Raw genomic sequence first — 22,983 nt, forward strand, 5'->3', positions numbered from 1 at the left:
GCAACACTGCTGTAATGAGGAAATCATCAACTCTGCCGTTTCTCGTCGTCAATAGGGGTGCTCCAAATAATTGAGGATCTCATCAGTAATGGCAGCGTCATCGTTGCGCCGGTTACACTGGGCCCTATGCCGACGTCAGCCCCGCCCAAGAACCGCTTCGAGCGACGCCGTGCCGAGACCCGCCAGGCGCTCGTTCGCGCGGCCCGGCAGATCCTCGCGGAGACCGGGGACACGAGCGCGAGCATCCAGACCATCGCCGAGCGCGCCGATGTCGGCTTCGGGTCCTTCTACAACCACTTCGAGTCGAAGACGGAGCTGTTCGACGCGGCGGTGACGGACGCCCTGGAGGAGTTCGGGCAGGTCATCGACGCATGCGTGCAAGGCATCGACGACCCGGCCGAACTGGTCGCGGCCGGCTTCCGGCTCACCGCCCGGATGGCCGACTCCCACCCGGAACTCCTGCGAATCCTGCGCGACCGCGGCCTGGCCCACATCCACTCCGACCGCGGCCTCTCCCCACGCGCCCTGCGCGACCTGGAGATCGGCATCGCCTCAGGCCGTTTCACCTGCGGCAACGCGACCACCGCCCTGTCCGCCCTGGGCGGCACCCTGCTCTCCCTGGTGGCTCTCCGGCTGGACCGCCCGGACCTCGACGGCGACGAAGCCGCCTCCGACCTGGCCGAGATGGTCCTGCGCATGCTCGGCCTCGCCGCGGACGACGCACACGAGGTCACCCGTCGCCCGCTGCCCGGTCTCGCCCGATGACCTCCTGCACCTGAAGCGCGGCCCTCTGCGGTGCTACGCCGGCGGCGACGAGGAACGCGGTTGCCGCGGCCGCACCAGTGGGGTCCGCCCACGGGCATGCGGCGTTCTCCTCGGCGAGGGCCAGCATCAGTGCCTCCAGTGCTCGGGCGAGCACGGGTGCTGGAAGGTGGTCCGCGAAGACGCCTTCGCGCTGACCGCGCCGTAGGGTTGCGACGGCCTCGGCGCGGGCCGGTGCCAGGGTGGTGCGGATCTCGTCCTCTCCCAGATGGCGCCGTCCCAAGGCGATGAGCACGCGGTAGTGGTCGCCCACCGTCCATGCCGCCAGCACCATCCGTGTCATCGCCTCGACCGGGTCGGCATCCGCGGTACGGGCTCCGGCGAACGCCTGCCGGAGTTCATTGCCTGCTTCCTGTGTCAGGTCGGCGATCAGCGCATGCCGGCTGGGGAAGTGTCCGTAGAGGGTGCGCCGGGCGACGCCGGCCGCCTGCGAGATGCTGTCGAGACTCGCGTCCGGGTCCTCCCGCAGTTTCCGCCGGGCGGTCGCGAGGATGCGTCGGCGGTTGGAGTGGGCATCCCTGCGCTGCGAGGTACGGCCCGGGATGTCGGTCGTCTGCATGGTTCTTTCTCTCCACGGTTGCCGGAAAGCCGTGGGCGCCGGTGCTCCCTCACGCACCGGCGCCCACTCACCCCTGCCCAGGGTGGCTTGTCGTCCTGCTGACGGGCGTCAGGGGACGAGGATGAGGCGGATCGGGTCGCCGATCTTGTTCTCCAGTCGGTGGACGGCGTCGGCGGCCTCGATGAGCGGGATGTGGTCGGTGATGGAGGGGGCCAGGTCGAGGCGTCCGGCCGCGGTCAGCTGCACCAGCTCGGAGACGGACTCGGGGAAGCCGCCGTAGTGGCCGCGCACCTGCTTCTGCAGGTAGTTGAAGGTCAGGCCCTCGGTGATGGTGAGCGGCCTGGGCGTGATGCCCACCAGGATCAGGGAGCCGCCCAGGCCGAGCACGGAGGCGGCCTGGTCGCGGACGGCGGGCACGCCGGCGCAGTCGAAGGCGAAGTCGAGGCCGCGTCCGCCGGTGGCCGCGCGGACCTGGTCGGCGAAGTCGGGAGCCGCCGGGTCGAGCGCGAGGTCCGCGCCGAAGGCGAGGGCGCGCTCGCGGGCGCTGGGCAGCGGGTCGACGGCGATGATCGGTGCGGCGCCGACCAGGCGGGCGAGGCGTACGTTGTGCGCGCCGACTCCGCCCACGCCCCAGACGCCTACGGACTGGGCGGCACGGACGCCCGCGGTGGCGACGACGGCGGCGTAGGGGGTGGAGACCGCGTCGGGGATGATCGCGGCCTGGTCGAAGGGGAGGCTGTCGGGGATGGGGATGAGGGTGTCCTCACGGGCGACGACGTACTCGGCCCAGCCGCCGTCGTAGTCGATGCCGGCGGTGAGCATCTGGGTGCAGGGGCGGTGGCGCACGCATCCGGCGCACGTGCCGCAGGTCTTGCCGGCCTCCAGGGTGACGCGGGTGCCGACGGGCAGGCCGCGCTTGAGGTCGGGGCCGTGCGTGTGGATGACGCCGGAGACCTCGTGGCCGACGGTGACCGTGTCGGAGGTGGCGAACAGCGGGACGAGGGAGCCGTCGAGGAGGTGGACGTCGGAGAGGCAGACGCCGGCGGCCTTGACCTCGATGAGGACCTCGCCCGGGCCCGGCACGGGGATCGGGACTTCTTCCACGGCGAACTTCTTGCTGTCCAGGTGGAAGCGTCCCGCGAGCATGGTGTCCATGGTGATCTGCTTTCTGTGAGCGGCACGGCCCGGTGGTCCGGGCCATGGGTGCCATGGGGTGTCTGAATGGCTGGTGAGGCCGGGAGACGTGCGGGGAGGCAGGACGTCCGCACGTCTCCCGGCGGCTGGGGGTCGGCGCGCCTTGACGGCGTGCGACGGTCAGGCGAAGACGTCCTGCTGGTAGCGTTCGTCCGCTTCGAGCTGGGCGAGCCACTGCTGGGCGGTCTCGTCGTCGCTGCCGGTCTTCTGGCGGTGGATGGCGGCGAGTGCCTCGCGGACGGCGGGGGCCATGCGGCGGCCGTCACCGCAGACGTAGATGTACGCGCCGTCCTCGATGGCCTGCCACACCGTGTCGGCGGCGTGGGCGATGGCGTTCTGCACGAACCGGGCCGGGTGGCCGGTCACCGCGGAGAAGGCGGTGTGCACCTGGGCGATCCCGGACAGCTCCCACATCTCCATCTCGCCCCGGTAGAAGTAGTCGTGCTCCGGGTGGCGGCAGCCGACGAACACCTGGGACAGGCCCACCTGGGTGCCGTTCTCGTACTGCCAGGCCCGCTCCTCCAGGAAGCCGCGCAGCGGCGCGATGCCGGTGCCGGGGCCGATGAGGATCAGCGGCGTGGCGGGGTCGGCGGGCGGGGCGAACGTCGGGGAGGGCACGCGGACGTAGCCGTAAACGACATCCCCGGGCTCCAGGCTCGCGATGTAGGAGGAGCAGGTGCCGCGGTACTGGCCGTCGCCGGACAGGGCCGGGCCTTCCAGCAGGCCGACGGTCAGGCGCACGTGGCGCGGGTTGGCCGACGGGGCGGAGGAGATGGAGTAGAAGCGCGGGCGGATGGGGCCCGTCATCTCCAGGAAGACCGCCAGCGGCAGCTCGACGGCGGGGAAGCGCTCCAGCAGGCCCAGCACCGAGATGCGCTTGCCGAGGATCTCCTTCTGATAGCGCTCCTCCGCCTCTTCGGTTTCGGCGGTGTACGCCTGGAGCTGCGGCCGGGTCCACGGGCACTCGGTGTGCTCGGCGAGCGTCTGGATCTGGGAGCGGGTGGCCACGTCCTGCAGCTCCAGGAACTCGGTGAGCAGGATGCCGGCGGTGACCGGGGTGCCGACCGGCAGGTGGGTGCGGCCACCGGCCGGCTGGTCGAGCCGGAGCACCTGGTCGTAGTCGACGCCGAGCCGCCTCAGCGCGCGCTCCACCAGGGCGAGTTCGTTCTTGGCGAAGACGGCCAGGTGGTTGCCGGTGTCGTAGGTGACGCCGTCGGGCAGCTCGAAGGTGATGGACTTCGCCGACGGGCGCGGCGGCTCGATGGCGAAGTCCCACAGGCCGGTCGCGTCGGCCACGAGCTCCTCGTTGGCCACCACAGTGAGCGGGTACGCCTGCTCGGAGACGATGGCGGGGCGCACGTCGGACTCGGTGAGCAGCTGGACCTGGTAGCGCGGGCCGCTCGCCTGGGAGGTGTCGGCGGCGTACTCCTCGGCCAGGGTGGCCCACAGGTTGTCCATCCACCGCGTGGCCATGCCGTCGAAGTCACCGGCGGCGTCCGCGATGCCGCGCTCGACGATGGGGGTGGCGCCGGCGGCCAGCAGACCTTCCTCGATCCGCTTGGGGAAGGCCTGGTAGGTGGCCACCCACTGGGTGTTGCCGGCGCCCAGCAGCGCGAACCGCACGTTGCTCAGGGAGCCCTCGGGCAGGCCGGCGGCGAGCAGGTCGTCGAAGCGCTGGGCGTTGTCGGGGGCCTTGCCGTTGTAGCTGGAGGCGACGACGGCGAGCAGGCCCTCGGTGGGCAGGTTGTCGCCCAGCTCGTCCAGGCTGACGAGGGTGGTGCCGAAGCCGGAGCGCTCGCCGCGGTCGGCGATGGTGCGGGCCAGGTCCTCGCAGGATCCGAGGCTGGAGCCGTAGGCGACGGTCAGGTTCACGCCGACACCGCTGACCGCTGCCGGCGCCTGCGTGTCGCCGGTCTGCACGTCCGCGGCGCCGAAGACGGTCCGCTCGTGCTCCTGACGACGGCGGACGATCAGCTCGAAGTTGCCGGGCTTGCGCGTCAGCGCCTCCCGGGGGTCCATCTTGTAGTCGTTGGTGTCCGAGAACTTGAACTTCTGCAGCACCAGCGCCAGGGCCAGGCGGGCCTCGACGAGCGCGAACTGGCGGCCGATGCAGGCACGCAGGCCGTTGCCGAACGGCTTGTAGGCGTGCGGGTGGTGCTGGACCCGGTTCTCCGGCAGCCAGCGGTCGATGTCGAACTCGTCCGGCCGCTCCCACGCCTTGGGGTGGGTGTGCAGCGGGCCCTCCAGGATGAGGACCTTCGCACCCTTCTTCAGCTCGTAGTGGCCGCCGATGACGGTGTCCTCCCGCGCCGTCTTGCCGAACGACGGGATGGGAGCCCACAGGCGCAGCGTCTCGTCCAGGATCCGCGGGATGACGTCCAGCTGCATGATCGTGTCGTAGTCCGGGACCGTGTCACCTGGCAGCAGGCGGTCCACCTCGGCGTAGGCCTGGGCCAGCACGTGCGGGTTGCGCATCAGCGAGTACGTGGCGAAGGACAGCAGGCCGCTGGTGGTCTCGTGGCCGGCGATCAGGAACGTCAGCACCTGGTCGCGGACGTTGTCGTCGTACAGCTTCTTGCCGGTCTCGGGGTCGGTGGCCTCCAGCATCAGGCCCAGCAGGTCATCCTCACCGCCGCCCTTCCCCTCGCGGCGCTCCTTGATCACACTCTCGACCAGCTCCTGCATCAGCCGGACGTTCTCGCCGTACTTCTTGGCATCGGCCTTGCGGAGCTTGGTCATCATCGGCAGCTCCTGCGAGCGCCGCAGCGACTCCACCAGCGCGCCCAGCAGCGCGTTGAGGAAGGGGTGCAGCTCCTCCTTCCCGAAGGAGTCGAACCGGTAGCCGAACCCCGACAGGGCGATCGTGTCCAGCGTCAGCCGGGTGTAGTCGTCGGTGATGTTGACCGGCTGACCCTCCTTGCGCTCCCACTTGCCCGCCAGGTTCTGGGCGATCTCCAGCATCTGCCCGAAGTAATTCCTCATGGCCCGCTGGCTGAACGCCGGCAGGAGGATCCGGTGCGCCATGCCCCATTCCTCCTCGTGCTGGTGGGCCGTGAACAGGCCCGCGCCCGCGAAGTCTCGGACATGCTGCAGCGGCGTCTTCTCGATCTGCTTGAAGAACCGCGTCTCGTCGGAGACCTCGGCCACCAGGTCCGGGTCGTAGACGAAGATCTGCTCGATACCGGCGATGTCCAAGCCGTAGATGCCCTCGGGGAACTGCTTGGACAGCTCGGCGAAGTACTCCACCGGGTTGGTGTCGGGGATCTGCGGCGTGTTGCCGAGCAGGGGGATCCCGCGCGGGGACCGGATGGGGCGAAGGTCGTTCGCGGAGTGCGTGGTCATGGCTTGCTCCTCTGCGGGGAGGGGGATGGGCAAGGGCGCGCTGCGCAGGTCGATGCCGTGGCGCCGTACGGAAACATACGCCGTATGGAATTAGTACCGTACGACGTATGGAAACGTGAGGCAAGCCCGGGCGCCCCGATGGGGGCTGTGATCCGGGTCATTTTCATACAACGTACGAAACTGGTACCGTACGGAGTATGGAAAAGAAGGTGAGGCGTCCCCCGCGGGGAACCAGGAAGAGGGACGTGCCTCTGACCGAGGCCGGGATCTATGCCGCCGCCCTGCGGCTCATCGACGAGGACGGGGTCGAGGCGCTCACCATGCGCAAACTCGCCACCGAGCTCGACGCGAACCCGATGTCGCTGTACCACCACGTGCCGAACAAGGAAGCCGTGCTGCGCGGCGTGACGAGAATGGTCGGAGCGCAGTTCCGCACCGTGACACTGGAGGACGCTCCCTGGCAGGAGCGCATCCGTCTGCTCGCAATGGACTTCCGGACCCTGGCGCATCGTCACCCCGAGCTGATGGCCTACTCGTTCAGCCACCAGCCCGACTTCATCCAGCCCGACGACCCGTTCTGGACCGCGCTCACCGCGATCGTGGCCGCTGCCGGGGTTCCGCGGTCAGAGGTCTCGGAGATCGCGGCGCTGATGGTCGCCGTCGTCATCGGTGTCCTCGCCGCCGAACTCAACGGCTCGCTCCACCAGTGGTCGACCCTCAAGCCCCCCGGCCCGGACGATGCTGAAGACGGTGACGGGGACGCGAACCCTGACTCCGCGGACACAGCCTCTGAAGGCCCTGACCAGGACCACATGTTCCGCCTCGTGATGGACACGCTGATCACGGGTCTGGAAAGCCGGCTCACCGGCGATCGTGGCGGCCGGGACGCCGGCCTTTGAGCCACACTTGCTGAGGCACTGCGCCCCAGGCACCGGCCCCTGAGCCGCGCCCGCAGTCGGGTGATCTCAGGCTGCGACATTCGGGAGCCACCCCCGTCATGTCGGGTGACACCGCCCGGCGGGGTGGTTCCCCGGCCTCCGCACGGCAGCCGCATGACGCTGATCAGGGAAATGGCCCACTTCATCGGCTTTTTCCCGGTCTCCCTCCCGAACCGGGAGATCGCCGGCCTCGTCGAGCCGCATCACCCTTCCGTTCACCGAGGCGGCCATGCCGCCGAGTACCACTGCCGTGAGCGCTAGGTGGCGCCCCGTGCCGGGTGAGCCGTACCTGATCTCGATCGGTTCCTTTCTCTCTTCCGCCATCCCCCATCCGCTGTCCGGAGGGCTGCCCCCATGCCCCAGAACGCCACCGCCGCCGCTGGCGGAGCCGAGACCGCACCTGAAAGTGCGCGCGACCTGTCGCACCAGCGCCGCTGGTGGATTCTGCTGGTCGTGTCGCTGTCCATGCTGATGGGTGTCCTCGACGGCACCATCGTGAACATCGCCCTGCCGTCCGCCCAGCACGACCTCGGCTTCTCCGACGCCGACCGGCAGTGGGTGGTCACCGCCTACGCGCTGGCCTTCGGCAGCCTGCTGCTGCTCGGCGGCCGCATCACGGACCTGGCCGGTCAGAAGGTGACCTTCCTGGTGGGACTGGCCGGCTTCGCGGCCGCTTCCATGGCCGCAGGCGCGGCGAACGGTTTCGCCGCGCTCGTCATCGCGCGCGCCGTGCAGGGGCTGTTCGCCGCGCTGCTGGCCCCGTCCGCCCTGTCGGTCCTGATGACCACCTTCACCGATCCGCGCGAACGGGCCAGGGCCTTCACCGTCGCAGGCTCGGTCGCTGGCGCCGGCGGAGCCATCGGCCTGATCCTCGGCGGCGTGCTGACCCAGTACCTGGGCTGGCGCTGGACCATGTACGTCAACGTGATCTTCGCGGTGGTGACGTTCATCGGCGGGGCGGCCCTGCTGCACCGCACCCCGCGCGACACGTCCTCGAAGCTCGACGTCCCCGGCACCCTGCTGGCTTCCATCGGCCTGTTCTGCCTGGTCTACGGATTCTCGAACGCCGAAACGCACGGCTGGGGCTCGGTGGCGACCTGGGGCATGCTGGCGGCCGGTGCCGTACTGGTGGCCGTCTTCGTGTGGTGGCAGAGCAGGGCGGCGTATCCGCTGCTGCCCCTGCGGGTCCTGCTGGACCGCAACCGCGGCGCGTCCTTCGCCGCCCTCTTCGTCACCGGCGCGGGCATGTTCGGCGTGTTCCTGTTCCTGACCTACTACCTGCAGCAGAGCCTCGGCTACAGCGCTCTGAACACCGGCTTCGCCTTCCTGCCCCTGGTAGTGGCCTCGTCGTCCGCCTCCGCCGTGGCCAACAACGTCCTCGTGGCGCGTATGGGACCGAAGCCGGTGGTCCCGCTGGGCATGGCCATCGCGGCCGCCGGCCTGATCTGGATGACCAAGCTGGACCTGAACAGCGGATACGTGACGCAGGTACTGCCCCAGCTGGTACTCGTCGGCATCGGGCTGGGCACGGTCATCGCGCCCGCCATGAGCCTGGCGACCTCCGGCGTGGAGGCAACCGACGCCGGCGTCGCCTCGGCCGCTGTCAACACCCTGCAACAGATGGGCGGCTCCATCGGCATCGCCTTGCTCAGCACGATGGCATCCGACGCAGCCACCGGCTACCTCTCCGGCCGCAATCCCAAGGACCCCGGCGTCCTGGCCCAGGCCGGCCTGGAGGGTTATTCGGCGGCCTACTGGTGGTCGGCGGCCGTCTTCGTCACCGGCCTGGTCGTCACCGCCCTCCTCTACCGCCGGGGTGCGCCCAGGCGGAACGAGAACGCCGCACCTGTCGTGCACATGTAGCGGGCCAGGTACCGCCCCAAGGGTCCACCCGGTACCACCGGGCCGGACACACGTGCCACCCGTCGGCATGCAGCCCGGCGGAGCACGCAGGCCACGGCACCGCCTGGAACCAGTTCCTCCGCCGACCTGGGTCAGTGACCAGCGGTAATGGGCACGTGATCGCCGTCCGCGCTCACATGCAACACCGCGAGCTGTACGGACCTCGACAGGAACTGACGCGAGGAGCACGTACGGCCGAAGGGGGCGTACAAAGGGCGTATGGGTGCGCGAGGTGTATGGGGAGACCGCCTTTGGGAGCTGCGTGCGGGGCGCGGGCTGCTGGTGATCGCGCTCGCACTGATCGTGGTCATCACCGTGACGGACATCGGCATAGGCACCCGTGTTCATCTGGGCCCGTTGCTGGTCATCGCGCCGACCCTGACAGCCTCCTTCGCCGGTCCGCGGCTGACCGCTCTGGTCGGGGTTCTGGCACAGGTGGCCCTGGTGATCATCTCGGTCTTCCACGGCGGTCTGACCACAACCAACCACGTGGCGCAGCTCATCGCCCTGGCCGTGCTGTCGGCTCTGGTGGTCTTCATCGCCCACGTGCGGGAGCGGCGTGCCCGGGAGCTGAGTCGGGTGCGGTCGGTGGCCGAGACGGCACAGCGGATGCTGCTGCGGCCTCCACCCCGCCGGATCGGGCCCTTGCGGGTGGCCTGGCTGTATCTGGCCGCCGAGGACGAGGCCCAGATCGGGGGCGACCTGTTGGCGGTCGCCCGCGCCGATCACCCCTGCACCCGGGTGCTCATCGGCGACGTACGAGGCCATGGGCTGGCCTCCATCGGCGAGGCATCGGTGGTGATGGGCGCGTTCCGTGAGGGCGCTCACCGGTACGCCTCCTTGCCCGAACTCGTCACCGCCGTCGAAGACAGCGTCTGCCGGAACCTGGAGGAGGTCGCCGACACCACGCACGACGCCGGCGAGCACTTCATCACCGCCGTCATGATCGACATCCACGACCAGGGAACGCAGGCCGAGATGCTCAACTGCGGCCATCCGCCGCCCCTGCTGATCCGCCGAGAGCAGGTGACCGTCCTGAACTCCCGACGTCCCGCGCCCCCGTTGGGCCTGTGCGCTCTCTGCGTGCGGAACGACCGCACCGACCCGTTCACCCTGGAACCGGGCGACATGCTGCTGCTCTACACCGACGGCGTGATCGAAGCCCGCTCACCGACCGGCGCCCTCTACCCGCTCGCCGAACGGGTCGCCTCCTTCCCCGCCTCAGGCCCCGACGCTCTGCTGCACCGCCTTCACCGCGACCTGCTCGAACACACCGGTGAGCAGCTCACCGACGACGCCGCGTTCCTGATCATCGAACGCACCCCCTCGCGCCATCTGCACCGGCCGCACCTCATGTCCCATGCCGGGGGACCTCCCCTGTGACAAAGAGCTGTCGGATGCCGGCCCGCATGGCCCGAGCACCGGTCGCAGGGGAACCGTTGAGACAACTCCGGGAGTCGGCCGACTACGACACAGCGTCCTTTGCCGGTGCCCAGGGTGAGGACTTGATCAACCGCGCCTGCACCACCCTGGTGCTCCACGTGGAATGCATGGACTCCTCCGGCATCGGCACGGTCATCGCGCTGTCGCGCACCTTCGACCACGGCGTCGGCACCCTGCACCTGGCCGCTCTCAACGCCCACTACGAGCAGGTGCGGCGCATGTTCGGGCTTGAGGAAGTGTCCCCGGTCTCCCGCACAGTGAATGCCGCCCTCCAGACTCCTGTCGCGGGCGATGTCCCCGGGACGGTCGAGGCAATCGGCCAAGCCCGACACCCCATCGAGTGCACCGCAACGACTTCCCTACTGTTCTCACCGAGGACAGCGAGGAGCACCGTCGGCTTCGTCCTGGGGCCCCGCAGTCGGCGGGGGCGTGTGTGCAGGCAGACGATCGACCGCAGGATCCGGGAGGAGGGCACCGGCTTCGCCACGCCCGAGGCTCGACACCAGCACAGACTGATCCTCCCAGCAGGAGAGCTGCGGGGCGCACAACGGCAGCCGGCGCGGACGGCCCGGTTACGCTACCGGTGCCCGTCTGTGGCTTCGATTCGCATGGTCCGACCACCGTCCTCGACGAGACGGCGGGAGATCGCACGGGCCGTCGCGCGCACGGCCGGTCCGTACCCCGGGTTCGGCGAACCGGTGCCGGGCGCCACGACCGACAAGGCCGCGACCACCTCGCCGCCGTCACGTACCGGCGCGGCCACGGTGCTCACCTGCCATGGACGGTTCTGGTGGCCGACAGCGTGATCGCCGCGTCGTACCTCCGCCAGCACGCGACGCAGGTCGGCGGGGGTGCGGATGTCGTCGTCGCCGTGCTCCGGCGCATAGGCGGCGATGGCCTGCTCCTGGACGGCCGGCGGTGCGAAGGCGAGAAGCACCAGTCCTACGCCGGTGGATGCCAGAGGAAGGCGGCCCCCCACGCGGTAGCGCACGGGGCTCGCATCACGCGCTGACAGCCGCTCGACGAGCAGCGCCTCCCCCTGGTCCCGCACGGCGAGCAGGACATGCTGACGCGTGACGTGGAAGAGATCCTCCATGAACGGCATCGCCACCGATCGCAGCCCGTGACCACGCGGGGCCAGGGAAGCGGTCTCCAGCAGCCGAAGACCCACGACGAACCGGCCGTCGCCGAGGCGTTCCAGAGCGCCCACTTTCATCAGAGACCGGGCGAGCCGGAGAGCACTGCTGCGGGGGATGCCGCTTCGCTGTGCGAGTTCGGCAAGCGTCTGCGCACGATGGTCACCGTCGAAGCTGCCGAGCAGGGCGAAAGCCCGGTCGATCACCGGTTGTCCCTCAGCCGGCCTGCCCCCGCGTCTCCTGGGGGCACCACCGTCGGCGGTCGCCGTTTCATTCATCGGAATCACCGCTGCCAATGTACGGCACGCTTCCTACGGTGGCTGGCACTGACAGGGACCCCGCAAAAAGGGAGAAGGTATGGCCGCGACCGGATTCATCGATGTGCACGCCCACTTCGTCACCGACAGCTATGTGGCGGCGGCTCGAGCCGCGGGTGTCGAACATCCCGACGGGATGCCCGGCTGGCCCGCGTGGAGCGTCGAAGAGCATCTCGACATGATGAAGCGCTCAGGGATCGACAAGTCCTACCTGTCGATCTCCTCGCCCGGAGTGCACTTCGGGGACGACGGCGAGGCCCGCGCTCTCGCACGTGAGGTCAATGAGTTCGGCGCCCGGGTCCGCACGGAGGACCCGCAGCGGTTCGGTCTCTTCGCCTCCCTGCCCCTGCCGGACGTCGCGGGCTCGCTCGCCGAGGCCGCCCATGCGCTCGACGTCCTCGGTGCGGACGGAGTGGTGGTGGAAACCAACCACCATGGCCTCTACCTCGGGGACCCCCGGTTCGAGCCGCTTTGGGAGGAGCTCGACCGCCGCAGCGCCGTCGTCTTCGTTCACCCCACGTCAGCGCCCCACGCCGACGAGCTTGCCCTGGGCCGGCCACGGCCGATGCTGGAGTTCCTCTTCGACACTGCCCGCACCGCGAGCGACCTGCTCTTGCGCGGTGTCCTCGCCCGCCGTCCGCGGATCCGCTGGATCCTGACACACGGCGGAGGTGTGCTGCCGCTGCTCGCCGACCGGATGGAACTCTTCCGCACCCACGTCGGCGGCGGCGCCGTCGACACGTCGAGCGCCGTCGAGCAGCTCGGCAGACTCTGGTACGACATGGCCGGCACGCCATTCCCGCGCCAGGTCCCGGCCTTCGACGCGGCCTTCGGCACCGAGCGTCTCCTCTATGGCAGCGACTACTGCTGGACGCCCATCGACGCGGTGCTCGCTCAGGTCACCTCCATCGACTCCGCGGTGCAGCCGTCCGCCACCGTCACCTGGCGGGACCTCACCACCCGCAATGCCCGCCGCTTGTTCGACACCGACGCACGGTGAGCGCCCGACCTGAAGGAACGGCCGTGAGCAAGTGGGTCGGACGACCGCGATCGTCACAGCAGCAGCGCGGACCGGGTTGCCGGCGCGGCTCTGCCGTCAGCCGGCGGAGCTGCGGCTGATCCGCCACAGCGTTCTGGTCCGCGAGGTCACCGACTCCAGCAGCACCCAGCCTCACCACTCGCTGGGGCTGCCGCCACAGCCAGAGCCGCAAGACGATCTGGTTCGAGCAGCGCATCGAACGTCGTTCCTACTGAGCCCCCGAGCTCGTGGTCGGCGCATCCGCTCACTGCGGAGCTCCGTCCGTCGTCGCGCCTACAGAATCCCATGCCGGGAATCCAGCGGGCTCCTTCTCGCTCAGCTCGGCCCAGACCGTCTTGCCGTGTCGGGAGTGCCGCGTTCCCCAGTGCTCGGCGAACTGAGCGACCAGGAGCAGACCCCGTCCCCCCTCGTCGTAGGTGCGGGCCCGGCGCAGGTGAGGGGTCGTGCTACTCGTGTCGGAGACCTCGCACACGAGGGCACGGTCGTGGATCAGGCGCAGCCGTATGGGAGGACGTCCGTAGCGGATGGCGTTGGTGACCAGTTCGCTGACGATGAGCTCGGCGGAGAACTCGACCTCCTCCAGGCCCCAACTGCTCAGCTGTTGAGCGACGTTCGACCGGGCCTGGGACACGCAGACGGGGTCGGCGTCCAAGTCCCAGCTGGCGACGTGGCGAGCGCCCAGGGCGTGGGTGCGTGCGAGGAGCAGCGCGATGTCGTCGTGGGGTCGATCAGCCGGCAGCAGGGCTTCGAGCACGGCGTCGCAGGTTGCCTGCAGGGAGATGGCGGGCTGTGCGAGGGCTTGGCGGAGCAGGGCGATACCCGCTTCGACGTCGTGGTCGCGGCCTTCGATCAAGCCGTCGGTGTAGAGCGCAAGGACGCTGCCTTCGGGGAGGTCGAACTCCGCCGCTTCGAACGGAAGGCCCCCCAGGCCCAGCGGTGGTCCGGGTGGCAGTTCGAGGAGGTCGGCGGTTCCGTCAAGGCCCACCACGGCGGGCAGTACATGCCCGGCGCGGCCGAGGACACACTGACGGGAGACCGGGTCGTAGACGGCGTACAGGCAGGTGGCGCCGATGTCGCTGGTCACTTGGATGGCCGGGTCTGTGGAGGATTCGGCGGACAGGCGGATGACTACGTCGTCCAGGTGGGTGAGGAGTTCGTCGGGTGGCAGGTCGATGTCCGCCAGGGTGCGGACGGCGGTCCGCAGCCGCCCCATCGTGGCGGCGGCGTGGATGCCGTGTCCGACCACGTCACCCACCACCAGGGCGACGCGGGCTCCGGACAGTGGGATGACGTCGTACCAGTCGCCTCCGACGCCGGCCTGGGCCCCTGCGGGCAGGTAGCGGCAAGCGATCTCCACGGCCGACTGCTCCGCGGTGTGCTGCGGGAGCAGGCTGCGCTGCAGGGTGAGGGCAGTCGCACGCGCGTGTGTGTAGCGGCGGGCATTGTCGACGGCCACCGCCGCCCTGGCGGCGATCTCCTGGGCGAGGAGCAGGTCCTCGTCGTCGAAGGGGTCGGGGTTGCGGTGCCGGATGAACTGCGCGACGCCCAGGGCGGAGTCCCGGGCCCGCAGCGGCACCACCAGCGTCGAGTGGGCCCGGTGGTCGTTGGCGCCGCCGGCGTCACGGGGCGCTGGCGGGCCGGTGTGCCGGGAGGGCTGACCGGTGTCGAGGGCGCGAGCCGACGGTGAACCGCGCGGGCTGACGTGAAGCTGCTCCGGTCGGATCGTCAATTCCGGGTCGCCCTCCACCACTGATCGTTGAGCGACCCGCCGGAGCGTCGGAGGGCCGCTCACAGGGCCGTCGTTTCCGCGCAGCACGGAGTCGAGCAGGTCGACGGTGACGAGGTCGGCGAAATTCTCGGTGGCGAGGTCCGCCAGCTCCTGGGCGGTGCAGGCGATGTCCAGCGTGGTGCCGATACGCCTGCCCGCCTCGTTCCCCATCGACAGCCGCCACTGCAGCCGGCGGTCCCGCTGGTAGACCGCCACGCCCTGCTCCGACATGCGATCGACGTACCCGGCCATCGTCGCGATCAGCTTGCGCGTCGCTGCGCTGATCAATTCGGCGTCGTCGGTCAGCCGGGGCATCTCTTCGAGTAGCCGGTCGAGCATGACACCTTGCCCCAGCCGGAAGGACCGCAGCATCACGCTGACGGGCGTCCCGTGCCGAGCAAGTCGGCGCGCGCGATCCGGGTCTGCCGCCGGCGTTTCGATCTGTTCCGGCTCGATGCCGTGCACCAGGCCGGCCAAGGCCGCGAGAACGTGTTCGGTGACGTTGTCTGCCGTCATGCGGGCTACGTCGGGCTCTTCCCAGACCTCGGGGACTCCACGCTGCAGGCACCGCTCGACGTCATGGATCAGCTGGTCCGCCCGCAGGCTGACCTCGCGCGCGGCACGGGACACGAGACTGTCCGCAGGGAAGTCCACAAGACGACGTTACGCTGCACCGGCGTGGACAGCCCGTCAGGGTTCGGGGAGCGGGGCCCAGCATGCGCACGGTCGGCGTTGAAGCCGCTCACTCAAGCGAGGGGCGGCCGCGGAGTCGCGGCGAACATCCTGACCGAGGCCGGCATCGACCCGGCCGCCCTCGACGCCACGACTGCGGACATCCACTCACCATGGCGGTGAACGCCGAGGCGCAGACGTCCGTGTGCCTGCCTCGGGTCACACCCTGACGGGACTCACCCTTCGGCGAGGAAGTGCGCCAGCAAGCGGTCGAAGTCGCTGTGGCCGAGCTCGGCCCCCCGGGGCACCACTGCCTCCGTTTCCTGCAGGAATGCCTTGAATTCCTGCGCTGGGGCCTTGAGTAGGGCCGTACCGGACGGCGGGTTGAGAAGGATGTACAAGTCGCGGCAGCCCTCCTCGCCGGTGGGCCATATGCGAACGTCTCCCTCGCCGGCGGGGCCCTCCAGGCCGTCGATCAGCAGATCGCGCCCGATGATCCATTCCACCGACTCGTCGCTGTCGGCATCGGTGGTGAAGGCGGCATGGACCACATAGGGATCACTCGGCTCGTACCGCAGATTCATGATCATGGGCAGGGACGTCGCGTGCACGCCGACAAGCTTCGCAGGTAGCCCCTGGATCACAGTTCTCAATGACTTCATCGGGTCTTACTCCTGGTGCTTCGAGTCCTGCGGGGAGGGCCGTCGGAAGGGCTGTCGTCGGATTCAAAGGGGCCTGCACAGAGACGCGATCACTGCGAGGACCGGTGGCGGTCGGCACGAGGACACCCGCAGGAGCAGACTGAAATGTGCGAATCGGCCGCCGTTTACGGCGCTGACGGCGGGGTGTCCTTGGACCGGAACGGCACGTCCGAGTCCGAGGAGACGACACAGGTGCCCTGCTTATGGGTCGGTATCGATGCCGGCAAGGGCCACCACTGGTGGGTCGCCATCGAAGACACCGGAACCACCATCGCAGGGCCGCCGGATACCGGCCCTTCTGGCCGCGTCACTCGTCGCGGGCCGACCGTCAGCGCAAAGGTGAGTCCACGGTGGGCGTCAGCAGGGTCTCGTCGAGGCCGACGATCTGGCTGATGTCGAAGCCCTCCATGTCCGCGCGGAATTCAGCACTCGACAGGTATGCCTCCAGCCGCTCCCGCACGTCGTCGGCGTCCTTGTAGGAAACGAGGGCGTACAGCCGAGGGGTCTCGTTCCCGGGCGCCTCGGGCACCGTCCAGACGCCGTGGGTGGTGATCCGGTGCTTGGCCATACCGGGAATGTGCTGGGCCCAGATCTTCTCGTAGGCGGAGAGCGCGTCGGAGCTGCGCAGGGTGTAGACGCGAAGCTGGTACTGGGACATGACACTGGTTCCTTTACTTCTGAGCATGGATGGTCGGCGGTCAGCCTTGGGGGAGGAGGTGTGCCAGTTCGGCATCCCAGTCGATGAGTCCGGACTCGGTACCCCGTGGCACCAGAGCCTCCGTGTCCTCGAGGAAGGACGAGACGTCCTGCACGGGCACCTCGAGCAGGGCGGTGCCCGCGGAAGACCCGAGGGCGATGTAGATCGACTCGTCACCCCGCCCTGCGGCCGACCAGATCCGGACGTCCGCGTGGCCTGCGGAACCCTCCAGACCGCCAGCCAGAAGATCCCGCCCCAGGACCCATTCGACCGGCTCGTCACAGTCGACGAAGAAGGCGGCACGGACGACATAGGGATCAGCGGGCTTGTAGCGCAGACGTACGCAGAGGGGCAATGAGTAGGCGTGCGAGACGACCAGTTGCACGGCCACCCGCCGTTCTACGGCTTTCAAGGACTTCTTCATCGGCTTCGGCTCCTGTGTATGGCCTGGCGGTGCCTCACACCGGCCTGTGGCGAAAAGGCGGCGCGGGCGGAGGCGGTGCAGCAGGGCGCGGGCACCGGACGGCGCCGGCGCACCGCATGATGAGTGGCGCTGCACTCACTCGGCCGGCGGTCGGGGACGCCGCCCCCGACCGCCAGAGGGGTCCCCGCCGCCGGCAGGGACGGGGCCGAGGGGAACTGCTTGCGCTCATGGCCGAGATCCGTCTCACCGGTCGTCGCGGCTCAGGTCATGGTGGTGCCTGCCCCCGCCGTCGTGCTCGCAGCGGTTGCTGTCGTGGCGGTGGGAGCTGGCGGACGTCCAGCCGTGTCCCTCGCCCTCCCAGCGGTAGAAGTGACCATCGCGGTAGTAGAGACCGTCGCAGTCGTGCCGGGTCGCATCGATGCCGTGGTGGTCCTGGTGCCAGCCGCGGGTCTCGTCGCAGGAGTAGCCCCGCTCGAGCAGGTAGCCGACACCGTGGTCCCAGCTGTAGTCAGCGGTCACGGCCCCGTCGGTCGGGTGCTGGGCGTGCGCGGACGCAAGGGACGCGGCCGAAGCAGCGCCACCCGCACCGAGGACGGCGGCACCGGCGACCGCGACGGAGGAGGCAGTGAGGGCGATGCGCTTCGCGAGCTTGTTCATGATCTTTCCTTCCCGAGGGGGTGATCTGCGCCAACGGCGGTTCTGCCAGGCGATGTTCTACGCGCGGTGTGGTCCGAGCGAGCAGTTCCATACGTCGTATGGAAGCGCGCTTTCATTGTTACCATACGTCGTATGGAAATGTCGAAGTGACGAAGGTAACCGTTGACCGGCTGGTACAAGCGCCAAAGATGTCGCTCTTCAGCGCGAGCCGCTTGTCGCCGGCCCACTCCGCACGCCGGCCTTCCTTGCCTTGGCCGCGGCAGTGGTGATCGGTGGCTTCACCGGCCCGGAGATCGCCGTAGCCCGCGGAGTGAGGGCTCGAAGTCACGGATGCATCCAGTACGCCGCAGCGGCGGGTTTGCGATCGTCAGAAGGCGGGACGAGTATTTTTTTAGGGCGTGATGACCGGGGCACCCCCTGATGCCGACACCGTCGATGCAGCGCCCCCGTCTGGTTACACCCACGCTCACAGCCGACAAGCGTCACCGTGAAGGAAGCGGCGCAGCGAACAGGACCGAACCTGCTCATTCGGTGGCCCGGCCGGGGCGACGGATGGGGCTTCCGGCCCCGTCGCCCTGACGGGAGGGTTGAGAAACCGGCCCGTTGCTTCACGACCGAGGCTGCATGACCGGGTCGATGGTCGCCGTGGGGCGGAGTCGGAGCGGAAGGAGTCTGCCCATGCGGATCGTCGTGGACCTGAATCGGTGCCAGGGATACGCGCAATGCGTGTACCTGGCGCACGAGGTCTTCAGGTTGAGCGGCCAGGAGGCGCTCACCTACGAGCCGAACCCCGACGACGAGCGGCTCCTGCAGGTCGAGCGAGCGGCTGCGGCATGCCCGGTGCAGGCGATCGTGATCGACCGCTTGGACGGCGCGAAGCGGGGCGAGGCGTCATGACCTTGCGGGCAACGGTCGCGGAGCTGGTGCACGAGTTCCGGGCCAACGGGCGGATCGTCATCGTGGGTGCCTCTCTCGCCGGGCTGCGGGCCGCGGAGGCTCTGCGCGAGGAGGGCTTCACCGGTTCTTTGACCATCATCGGGGACGAGCCGTACGAGCCCTACGACCGTCCCCCGCTGTCCAAGCAGGTACTCAAGGGCTGGGTGCCGGCCGACCACACCAAGCTGCCCCGCATGCGAGAAGTGGACGCGCAGTGGCGGCTCGGGGTGGCCGCGATCGGGCTGGACCGGGTCACCAAGCGGGTGCGTCTGGCCGACGGTGAGCAGGTTCCGTACGACCGGTTGCTGATCGCCACGGGCACCCGCGCACGGCAGTGGCCGAACCCGACCGAGGCCGCCCTGCAGGGGGTCCACACGATCCGCTCGCGTGATGACGCCGCGCAGTTGCAGAAGGCGCTGGCTGAGCCGCCGTCGCGGGTCCTGGTCATCGGCGCCGGGTTCATCGGCTCGGAAGTGGCCTCTGTCTGCCGCGAACTCGGCCTCCCGGTGACCGTCGTCGAGCGGGGTTCGGCACCGCTGGTCGGCGCGCTCGGCGGGGTGATCGGGGAGATCGCCGCGCGGATGCAGCGCGATCACGGTGTGGACCTGCGCTGCGGTCTCGGCGTGTCGTCATTGGAGGGTGACTCCGGCGGACACGTGCGGCGTGTCCATCTGTCGGACGGAACCGCCGTCGACGCCGATGTGGTGGTGGCCTCCCTGGGGTCGATCCGCAACGTGGAATGGCTGGAGGGTGCGGGGCTGGCGGCCGGTTTCTGGGGCGTGGGGTGCGACGCCGGTGGCCGGGCCTTCGACATCAATGGTGTGGTCACCGACAGCATCTACGTGGCAGGTGACGTGGCGCGTGCGCCGCATGTGCTGTACGAGTACCAGTTCCTGGCGATGGAGCACTGGGACAACGCCGTGTTCGGCGCCGAGGTCGCGGCGCACAACATGGTGAACCTGGAGCCCCACTATCGTCCGCATCTGCTGCTTCCCGGCTTCTGGTCCGGTCAGTTCGGCGTGAACATCAAGTCCGTCGGCGTGCCGCCGTTCGGTGACCAGATCGTCTTCACCCAAGGATCGATCGAGGAGTGCCGTTTCGCTGCCGCCTACGGTCACCGGGGTCGCATCGTCGCCGCCGTCGCCTTCGATCACGGCAAGTGGCTGGAGTACTACGGGAAGTTGATCGAGCACTCAGGGCCATTCCCGCCTCCACCGGTGGGCTGGGACCAGCCCGCCGACACGAAACCGATGCCGGCAGAGTTCCCGGACCCAAGGGTCCCCACTGCGATCCCCGACGTCGTCCTGACCGGCCACGACCCGAGCGAGCGGACGGCCGAGTTCCGGCCGCGCCGCCACTGACGCGCGCGTCGGGGCGGACAGCATCGACTAGAGAAGAGGGAGGGAAGCCTCGTGGTCGAGGAAACCCCCTGGCAGCAGGCCCTCCGCTACGCCAACCGCGCCAACCCGTACCCCTTCTACGAGGAACTCCGCAAGACACCGGTGGCGCGGCAGCCGGACGGAACCTACGTCGTCAGCACCTACCGGGAGATCGTCACGCTGCTGCACGACCCCCGGGTCAGCTCGGATCCACGCAAGTGCCCCGCCCCGGCCGCGGCCCAGGCCGAGGGAGCGGTGGAGGCGGAGGCGGAGCCGATCTCGGAGGCGGTCGTCTCTTTGGAGCCGAACATCATCACCCAGGATCCACCCGAGCACGATCGAGATCGCCGGATGATGACGCCGCATTTCGTCGGCCCTCCCCGTTCCCCTCACCTGATCTCCGACCTGGAACCCGAGATCCGCCGCATCGTGGCCGGGCTCCTGGACGACATGCGGGGCAAGACCCGGATCGATGCCGTCGACGACTTCGCCTACCCCCTGCCGGTGACGGTGATCTGCAAGGTTCTGGGCGTGCCGCTGGAGGACGAGTCGCGCTTCCACCGGTGGATCGAGACGGCCCTGGACGCTTTGGACTTCGGCCCCGAGGCCGCCTCCGAAGAGATGCAGAACCGGTTGGCCGGGGGGCGGCGGGCCGTGGCGGAGTTCGGGCAGTTCGCAGCGGATCTGCTGGACCGGTACGCCCGGCAGCCCGGCCCGGGCATGCTCTCGGCGATGGTGAACGAGGACGGTCCGGAGGGACACATGTCCAAGGGCGTCCTCGCGAGCAACGCCCTGCTCCTGATCTTCGCGGGACACGAGACCACGGTCAACCTCATCGCCCACAGCGTGCTCACCCTGCTGCGCCACCCGGACGCGCTCGAGAAGCTGCGTCGCCGGCCCGAGCTCATCGTGCCCGGGGTGGAGGAGCTGCTGCGCTTCGAGTCGTCGGTCCAGTTCTGGCACACCCGATCCGCCGTGGAGGACATCGACATCGCCGGCACGACCATCCCGAAGGGGGCGCCGATCTTCCTCGCCTACGGCTCGGCGAACCGCGACCCGGAACGGTTCACCGACCCCGACGAACTCGACCTCGAACGCCGCGACAACCAGCACCTCGGATTCAGCCAGGGCATCCACTTCTGCTTCGGCGCCCCGCTCGCGCGACTCGAGGTCCAGATCGCGGTCGGCGAGTTCGTCCGCCGGGTGCGGAACCCCCGGCTCGTCGAGGACCCGCCGCCGTACCGGCACAACCAGATCTTCCGCGGCCCGCGTCACGTCCTGGTCGACATCGACGGCATCCGCGACTGACCAGAATCGCGTAAAGGATCGCCATGCGGGCTTTTCAACTCGTCGGCTGGCGGCAACCGCCAGAGCTGCGCGAGGTGCCGGTACCCGGGCCCGGCCCTGGCCAGGTCCTGGTGAAGGTCGCAGGTGCCGGTGCCTGCCACTCCGATCTGCACATCATGCAGGCACCCGGACCGCTGCCCGGCTTCACGAACCTTCCCTTCACACTCGGCCACGAGAACGCCGGGTGGGTGGAGCAGCTGGGACCGGGCGTCACTGGCTTCGCGCCCGGGGACCCTGTGATCGTCTACGGCGCCTGGGGCTGCGGAGGGTGCGCCAACTGCCGTGAGGGCAGGGAAAACTACTGCCAGAACCTCGGTGGTGAGGGCCCGGGTCTGAGAGGCGGTCACGACGGCGGCATGGCCGAGTATTTGTTGGTCCCGGCGGCGCGCTACCTGATTCCGCTCGGCGCCCTCGACCCCCGTCAGGCCGCCCCGCTCAGCGACGCCGGACTGACCGGCTATCACGCTGTGAAACGGTCGCTGCACCTGCTGGGACCGGGCTCGACCGCGGTCGTGATCGGCGCCGGCGGTCTGGGCCAGATGACCATCCAGATTCTGCGCGCGCTCAGCGCGGCGACCACCGTCGTCGCTGTGGACACCGACGTCGGCAAGCTGGAGACCGCCCAGCGCTTGGGCGCCGAGGAGGCTCTGCTCCCGGGCGACGAGGCGATCGCGCGCATCAGGGATATGACGGCGCGGCAGGGCGCTCAGCTCGTGCTGGACACGGTCGGCATAGACCCGACCCTGCGGATGGCTGCTCAGGTGGCCAGGATGCTCGGCCACCTGACCATTGTCGGCCTCGGTGGCGGAGCCCTGCCCGTCGACTTCTCCAGCCCGCCGCACGAGTGCTCGGTCGCCTCGCCCTACTGGGGCTCCCTCACCGAACTGATGGAAGTGATCACGCTCGCCCAGCAGGAGAAGATCGAGGTGCTGGTCGAGCACTTCCCCCTGCAACGCGCGAACGAGGCTTACCAGCTCCTGCACGACGGCAGGATTCAAGGGCGTGCCGTCATCACCCCCCACGGGTGAATGCGGTCTTCAACGCGAACGGACACCGCGATTGTGTCTGGCCGCCGTCATCCGCGGGGTCCGGCGAAAACGCCCCTGCTTCCGCAGGACGAAGGGGCTTGCTCGGACTACCTCATGCGCCACGGACCCTCGAGCTCCCCATCGAGCGGCATGAGGCTGGTCGGATGACGATGAAACATGTAGTGACGTGACCACGCTGCTCACAGAAGGAGGTAGGTGCCATGACATCTCCTTCCGATTCCCCTGGTTCCGTTCCGCCACGTGGCACCGAGCCACAAGAGGGTCCTGCGGCCGTAGGCATCGCCGCCCTGGCGAACGTGGGCTGGCAGATCCTGCTCACCATGGGCCTCGCCACCATCGCCCTGGTCTGGCCGGGCGAGACGCTGCGCGTCGTCGGCGTGCTCTTCGGCGTCTACCTGTTGGCCACCGGTGTCTTCCAGCTCGCCGCCGCCTTCGGTACCCACGTGCCCCGGCATCTTCGACCCGGCCGGGCCGGGCAGGCGGGCACACCTCGACTCCGGTCTCCTGGGAGTGCCGGCCGCCAGGGCAGAGGCGCCCGCCGAAACAGCCACGAGGCTGCGCAGCGGACAACCGCGCGGCCCCACCCGTCCCGCCACGCCTGACGACGTCGTCGTCTACGCCGACGTCCCGGCCCTCCCCGCCGGGCTGGACGGCGAAGCCG

19 protein-coding genes and 1 pseudogene are annotated in these 22,983 nt (G+C 69.3%); 11 read left to right on the forward strand and 9 right to left on the reverse strand.

The genetic code is table 11. The annotated features are described in order from the left end of the window. The first annotated feature begins 126 nt into the window (after positions 1-126). Positions 127-765 carry a TetR/AcrR family transcriptional regulator gene (locus AQJ66_RS02045; protein WP_061915449.1) on the forward strand — a complete coding sequence of 213 codons (639 nt, stop codon included), beginning with the start codon at positions 127-129 and terminating at the stop codon, positions 763-765. On the opposite strand, the gene AQJ66_RS02050 is transcribed toward AQJ66_RS02045, so the two are convergent. The 3 genes from AQJ66_RS02050 to AQJ66_RS02060 form a co-directional block, all read right to left on the reverse strand. Continuing rightward, the gene (locus tag AQJ66_RS02050; protein WP_061915452.1) at positions 731-1,381 is read right to left on the reverse strand and encodes a TetR/AcrR family transcriptional regulator; all 651 of its coding nucleotides are present in this window, start codon (positions 1,379-1,381) and stop codon (positions 731-733) included. The two genes, AQJ66_RS02045 and AQJ66_RS02050, sit on opposite strands and share 35 nt — an antisense overlap. Positions 1,382-1,489: 108 nt before the next feature. After that, positions 1,490-2,536: a zinc-binding dehydrogenase gene (locus AQJ66_RS02055; protein WP_061915455.1), complete on the reverse strand. Its 1,047-nt coding sequence runs from the start codon at positions 2,534-2,536 to the stop codon at positions 1,490-1,492. Positions 2,537-2,695: 159 nt separating this feature from the next. Continuing rightward, positions 2,696-5,917 (reverse strand): bifunctional cytochrome P450/NADPH--P450 reductase, encoded by a 3,222-nt coding sequence (locus tag AQJ66_RS02060; protein WP_061915458.1) that lies wholly within the window; start codon positions 5,915-5,917, stop codon positions 2,696-2,698. 245 nt (positions 5,918-6,162) lie between these two features. On the opposite strand from AQJ66_RS02060, the gene AQJ66_RS02065 reads away from it, so the two are divergent. The 4 genes from AQJ66_RS02065 (at position 6,163) to AQJ66_RS02075 (ending at position 10,140) form a co-directional block, all read left to right on the forward strand. Then, positions 6,163-6,816: a TetR/AcrR family transcriptional regulator gene (locus tag AQJ66_RS02065; RefSeq protein ID WP_079060020.1), complete on the forward strand. Its 654-nt coding sequence runs from the start codon at positions 6,163-6,165 to the stop codon at positions 6,814-6,816. A gap of 153 nt (positions 6,817-6,969) precedes the next feature. Then, complete coding sequence (locus AQJ66_RS38735; RefSeq protein ID WP_159052521.1) at positions 6,970-7,116, forward strand: hypothetical protein; 147 nt, start codon at positions 6,970-6,972, stop codon at positions 7,114-7,116. A 93-nt stretch (positions 7,117-7,209) separates the two neighbouring features. Then, positions 7,210-8,718, forward strand: a complete 1,509-nt coding sequence (locus AQJ66_RS02070; RefSeq protein ID WP_061915463.1) for an MFS transporter — start codon at positions 7,210-7,212, stop codon at positions 8,716-8,718. Positions 8,719-8,976: 258 nt separating this feature from the next. Beyond that, complete coding sequence (locus AQJ66_RS02075; RefSeq protein ID WP_061915466.1) at positions 8,977-10,140, forward strand: PP2C family protein-serine/threonine phosphatase; 1,164 nt, start codon at positions 8,977-8,979, stop codon at positions 10,138-10,140. Between the two features lie 637 nt (positions 10,141-10,777). Here the strand turns inward: AQJ66_RS02075 and AQJ66_RS02080 are convergent. Next, complete coding sequence (locus AQJ66_RS02080; RefSeq protein WP_244162713.1) at positions 10,778-11,542, reverse strand: IclR family transcriptional regulator; 765 nt, start codon at positions 11,540-11,542, stop codon at positions 10,778-10,780. 151 nt (positions 11,543-11,693) lie between these two features. On the opposite strand from AQJ66_RS02080, the gene AQJ66_RS02085 reads away from it, so the two are divergent. After that, positions 11,694-12,653: an amidohydrolase family protein gene (locus tag AQJ66_RS02085; protein WP_061915472.1), complete on the forward strand. Its 960-nt coding sequence runs from the start codon at positions 11,694-11,696 to the stop codon at positions 12,651-12,653. Between the two features lie 283 nt (positions 12,654-12,936). Here AQJ66_RS02085 and AQJ66_RS02090 read toward each other — a convergent pair whose 3' ends face one another. From AQJ66_RS02090 to AQJ66_RS02110, 5 genes are all read right to left on the reverse strand, one after another. Beyond that, positions 12,937-15,114: an ATP-binding SpoIIE family protein phosphatase gene (locus tag AQJ66_RS02090; protein ID WP_061915475.1), complete on the reverse strand. Its 2,178-nt coding sequence runs from the start codon at positions 15,112-15,114 to the stop codon at positions 12,937-12,939. Between the two features lie 254 nt (positions 15,115-15,368). Then, positions 15,369-15,794, reverse strand: a complete 426-nt coding sequence (locus tag AQJ66_RS02095; RefSeq protein ID WP_063803999.1) for an SsgA family sporulation/cell division regulator — start codon at positions 15,792-15,794, stop codon at positions 15,369-15,371. Positions 15,795-16,161: 367 nt separating this feature from the next. Then, positions 16,162-16,491: an NIPSNAP family protein gene (locus AQJ66_RS02100; RefSeq protein WP_061915480.1), complete on the reverse strand. Its 330-nt coding sequence runs from the start codon at positions 16,489-16,491 to the stop codon at positions 16,162-16,164. A gap of 40 nt (positions 16,492-16,531) precedes the next feature. Then, positions 16,532-16,954, reverse strand: coding sequence for an SsgA family sporulation/cell division regulator (locus AQJ66_RS02105; protein ID WP_061915484.1), 423 nt, complete (start codon positions 16,952-16,954; stop codon positions 16,532-16,534). A gap of 243 nt (positions 16,955-17,197) precedes the next feature. Next, complete coding sequence (locus tag AQJ66_RS02110; protein WP_061915487.1) at positions 17,198-17,611, reverse strand: hypothetical protein; 414 nt, start codon at positions 17,609-17,611, stop codon at positions 17,198-17,200. A 678-nt stretch (positions 17,612-18,289) separates the two neighbouring features. Between AQJ66_RS02110 and AQJ66_RS02115 the strand changes: the two genes are divergently transcribed. The 5 genes and pseudogenes from AQJ66_RS02115 to AQJ66_RS02135 all read left to right on the forward strand — a co-directional run. Beyond that, a complete protein-coding gene (locus AQJ66_RS02115; RefSeq protein WP_061915490.1) occupies positions 18,290-18,508 on the forward strand; it encodes a ferredoxin in 219 nt (72 codons plus the stop codon). Beyond that, positions 18,505-19,908 carry an NAD(P)/FAD-dependent oxidoreductase gene (locus AQJ66_RS02120; protein WP_061915493.1) on the forward strand — a complete coding sequence of 468 codons (1,404 nt, stop codon included), beginning with the start codon at positions 18,505-18,507 and terminating at the stop codon, positions 19,906-19,908. The genes AQJ66_RS02115 and AQJ66_RS02120 overlap by 4 nt, the downstream gene beginning before the upstream one ends. A 51-nt stretch (positions 19,909-19,959) precedes the next feature. Further along, the gene (locus tag AQJ66_RS02125; protein WP_061915496.1) at positions 19,960-21,234 is read left to right on the forward strand and encodes a cytochrome P450; all 1,275 of its coding nucleotides are present in this window, start codon (positions 19,960-19,962) and stop codon (positions 21,232-21,234) included. Between the two features lie 23 nt (positions 21,235-21,257). Next, positions 21,258-22,301, forward strand: coding sequence for an NAD(P)-dependent alcohol dehydrogenase (locus tag AQJ66_RS02130; protein WP_061915499.1), 1,044 nt, complete (start codon positions 21,258-21,260; stop codon positions 22,299-22,301). A 221-nt stretch (positions 22,302-22,522) separates the two neighbouring features. Continuing rightward, positions 22,523-22,783: pseudogene (locus AQJ66_RS02135) on the forward strand (DUF308 domain-containing protein); the annotation flags it as partial. Positions 22,784-22,983: the final 200 nt, after the last annotated feature.

Origin of the sequence: Streptomyces bungoensis (assembly GCF_001514215.1) — a bacterium.
Lineage (GTDB): Bacteria > Actinomycetota > Actinomycetes > Streptomycetales > Streptomycetaceae > Streptomyces > Streptomyces bungoensis.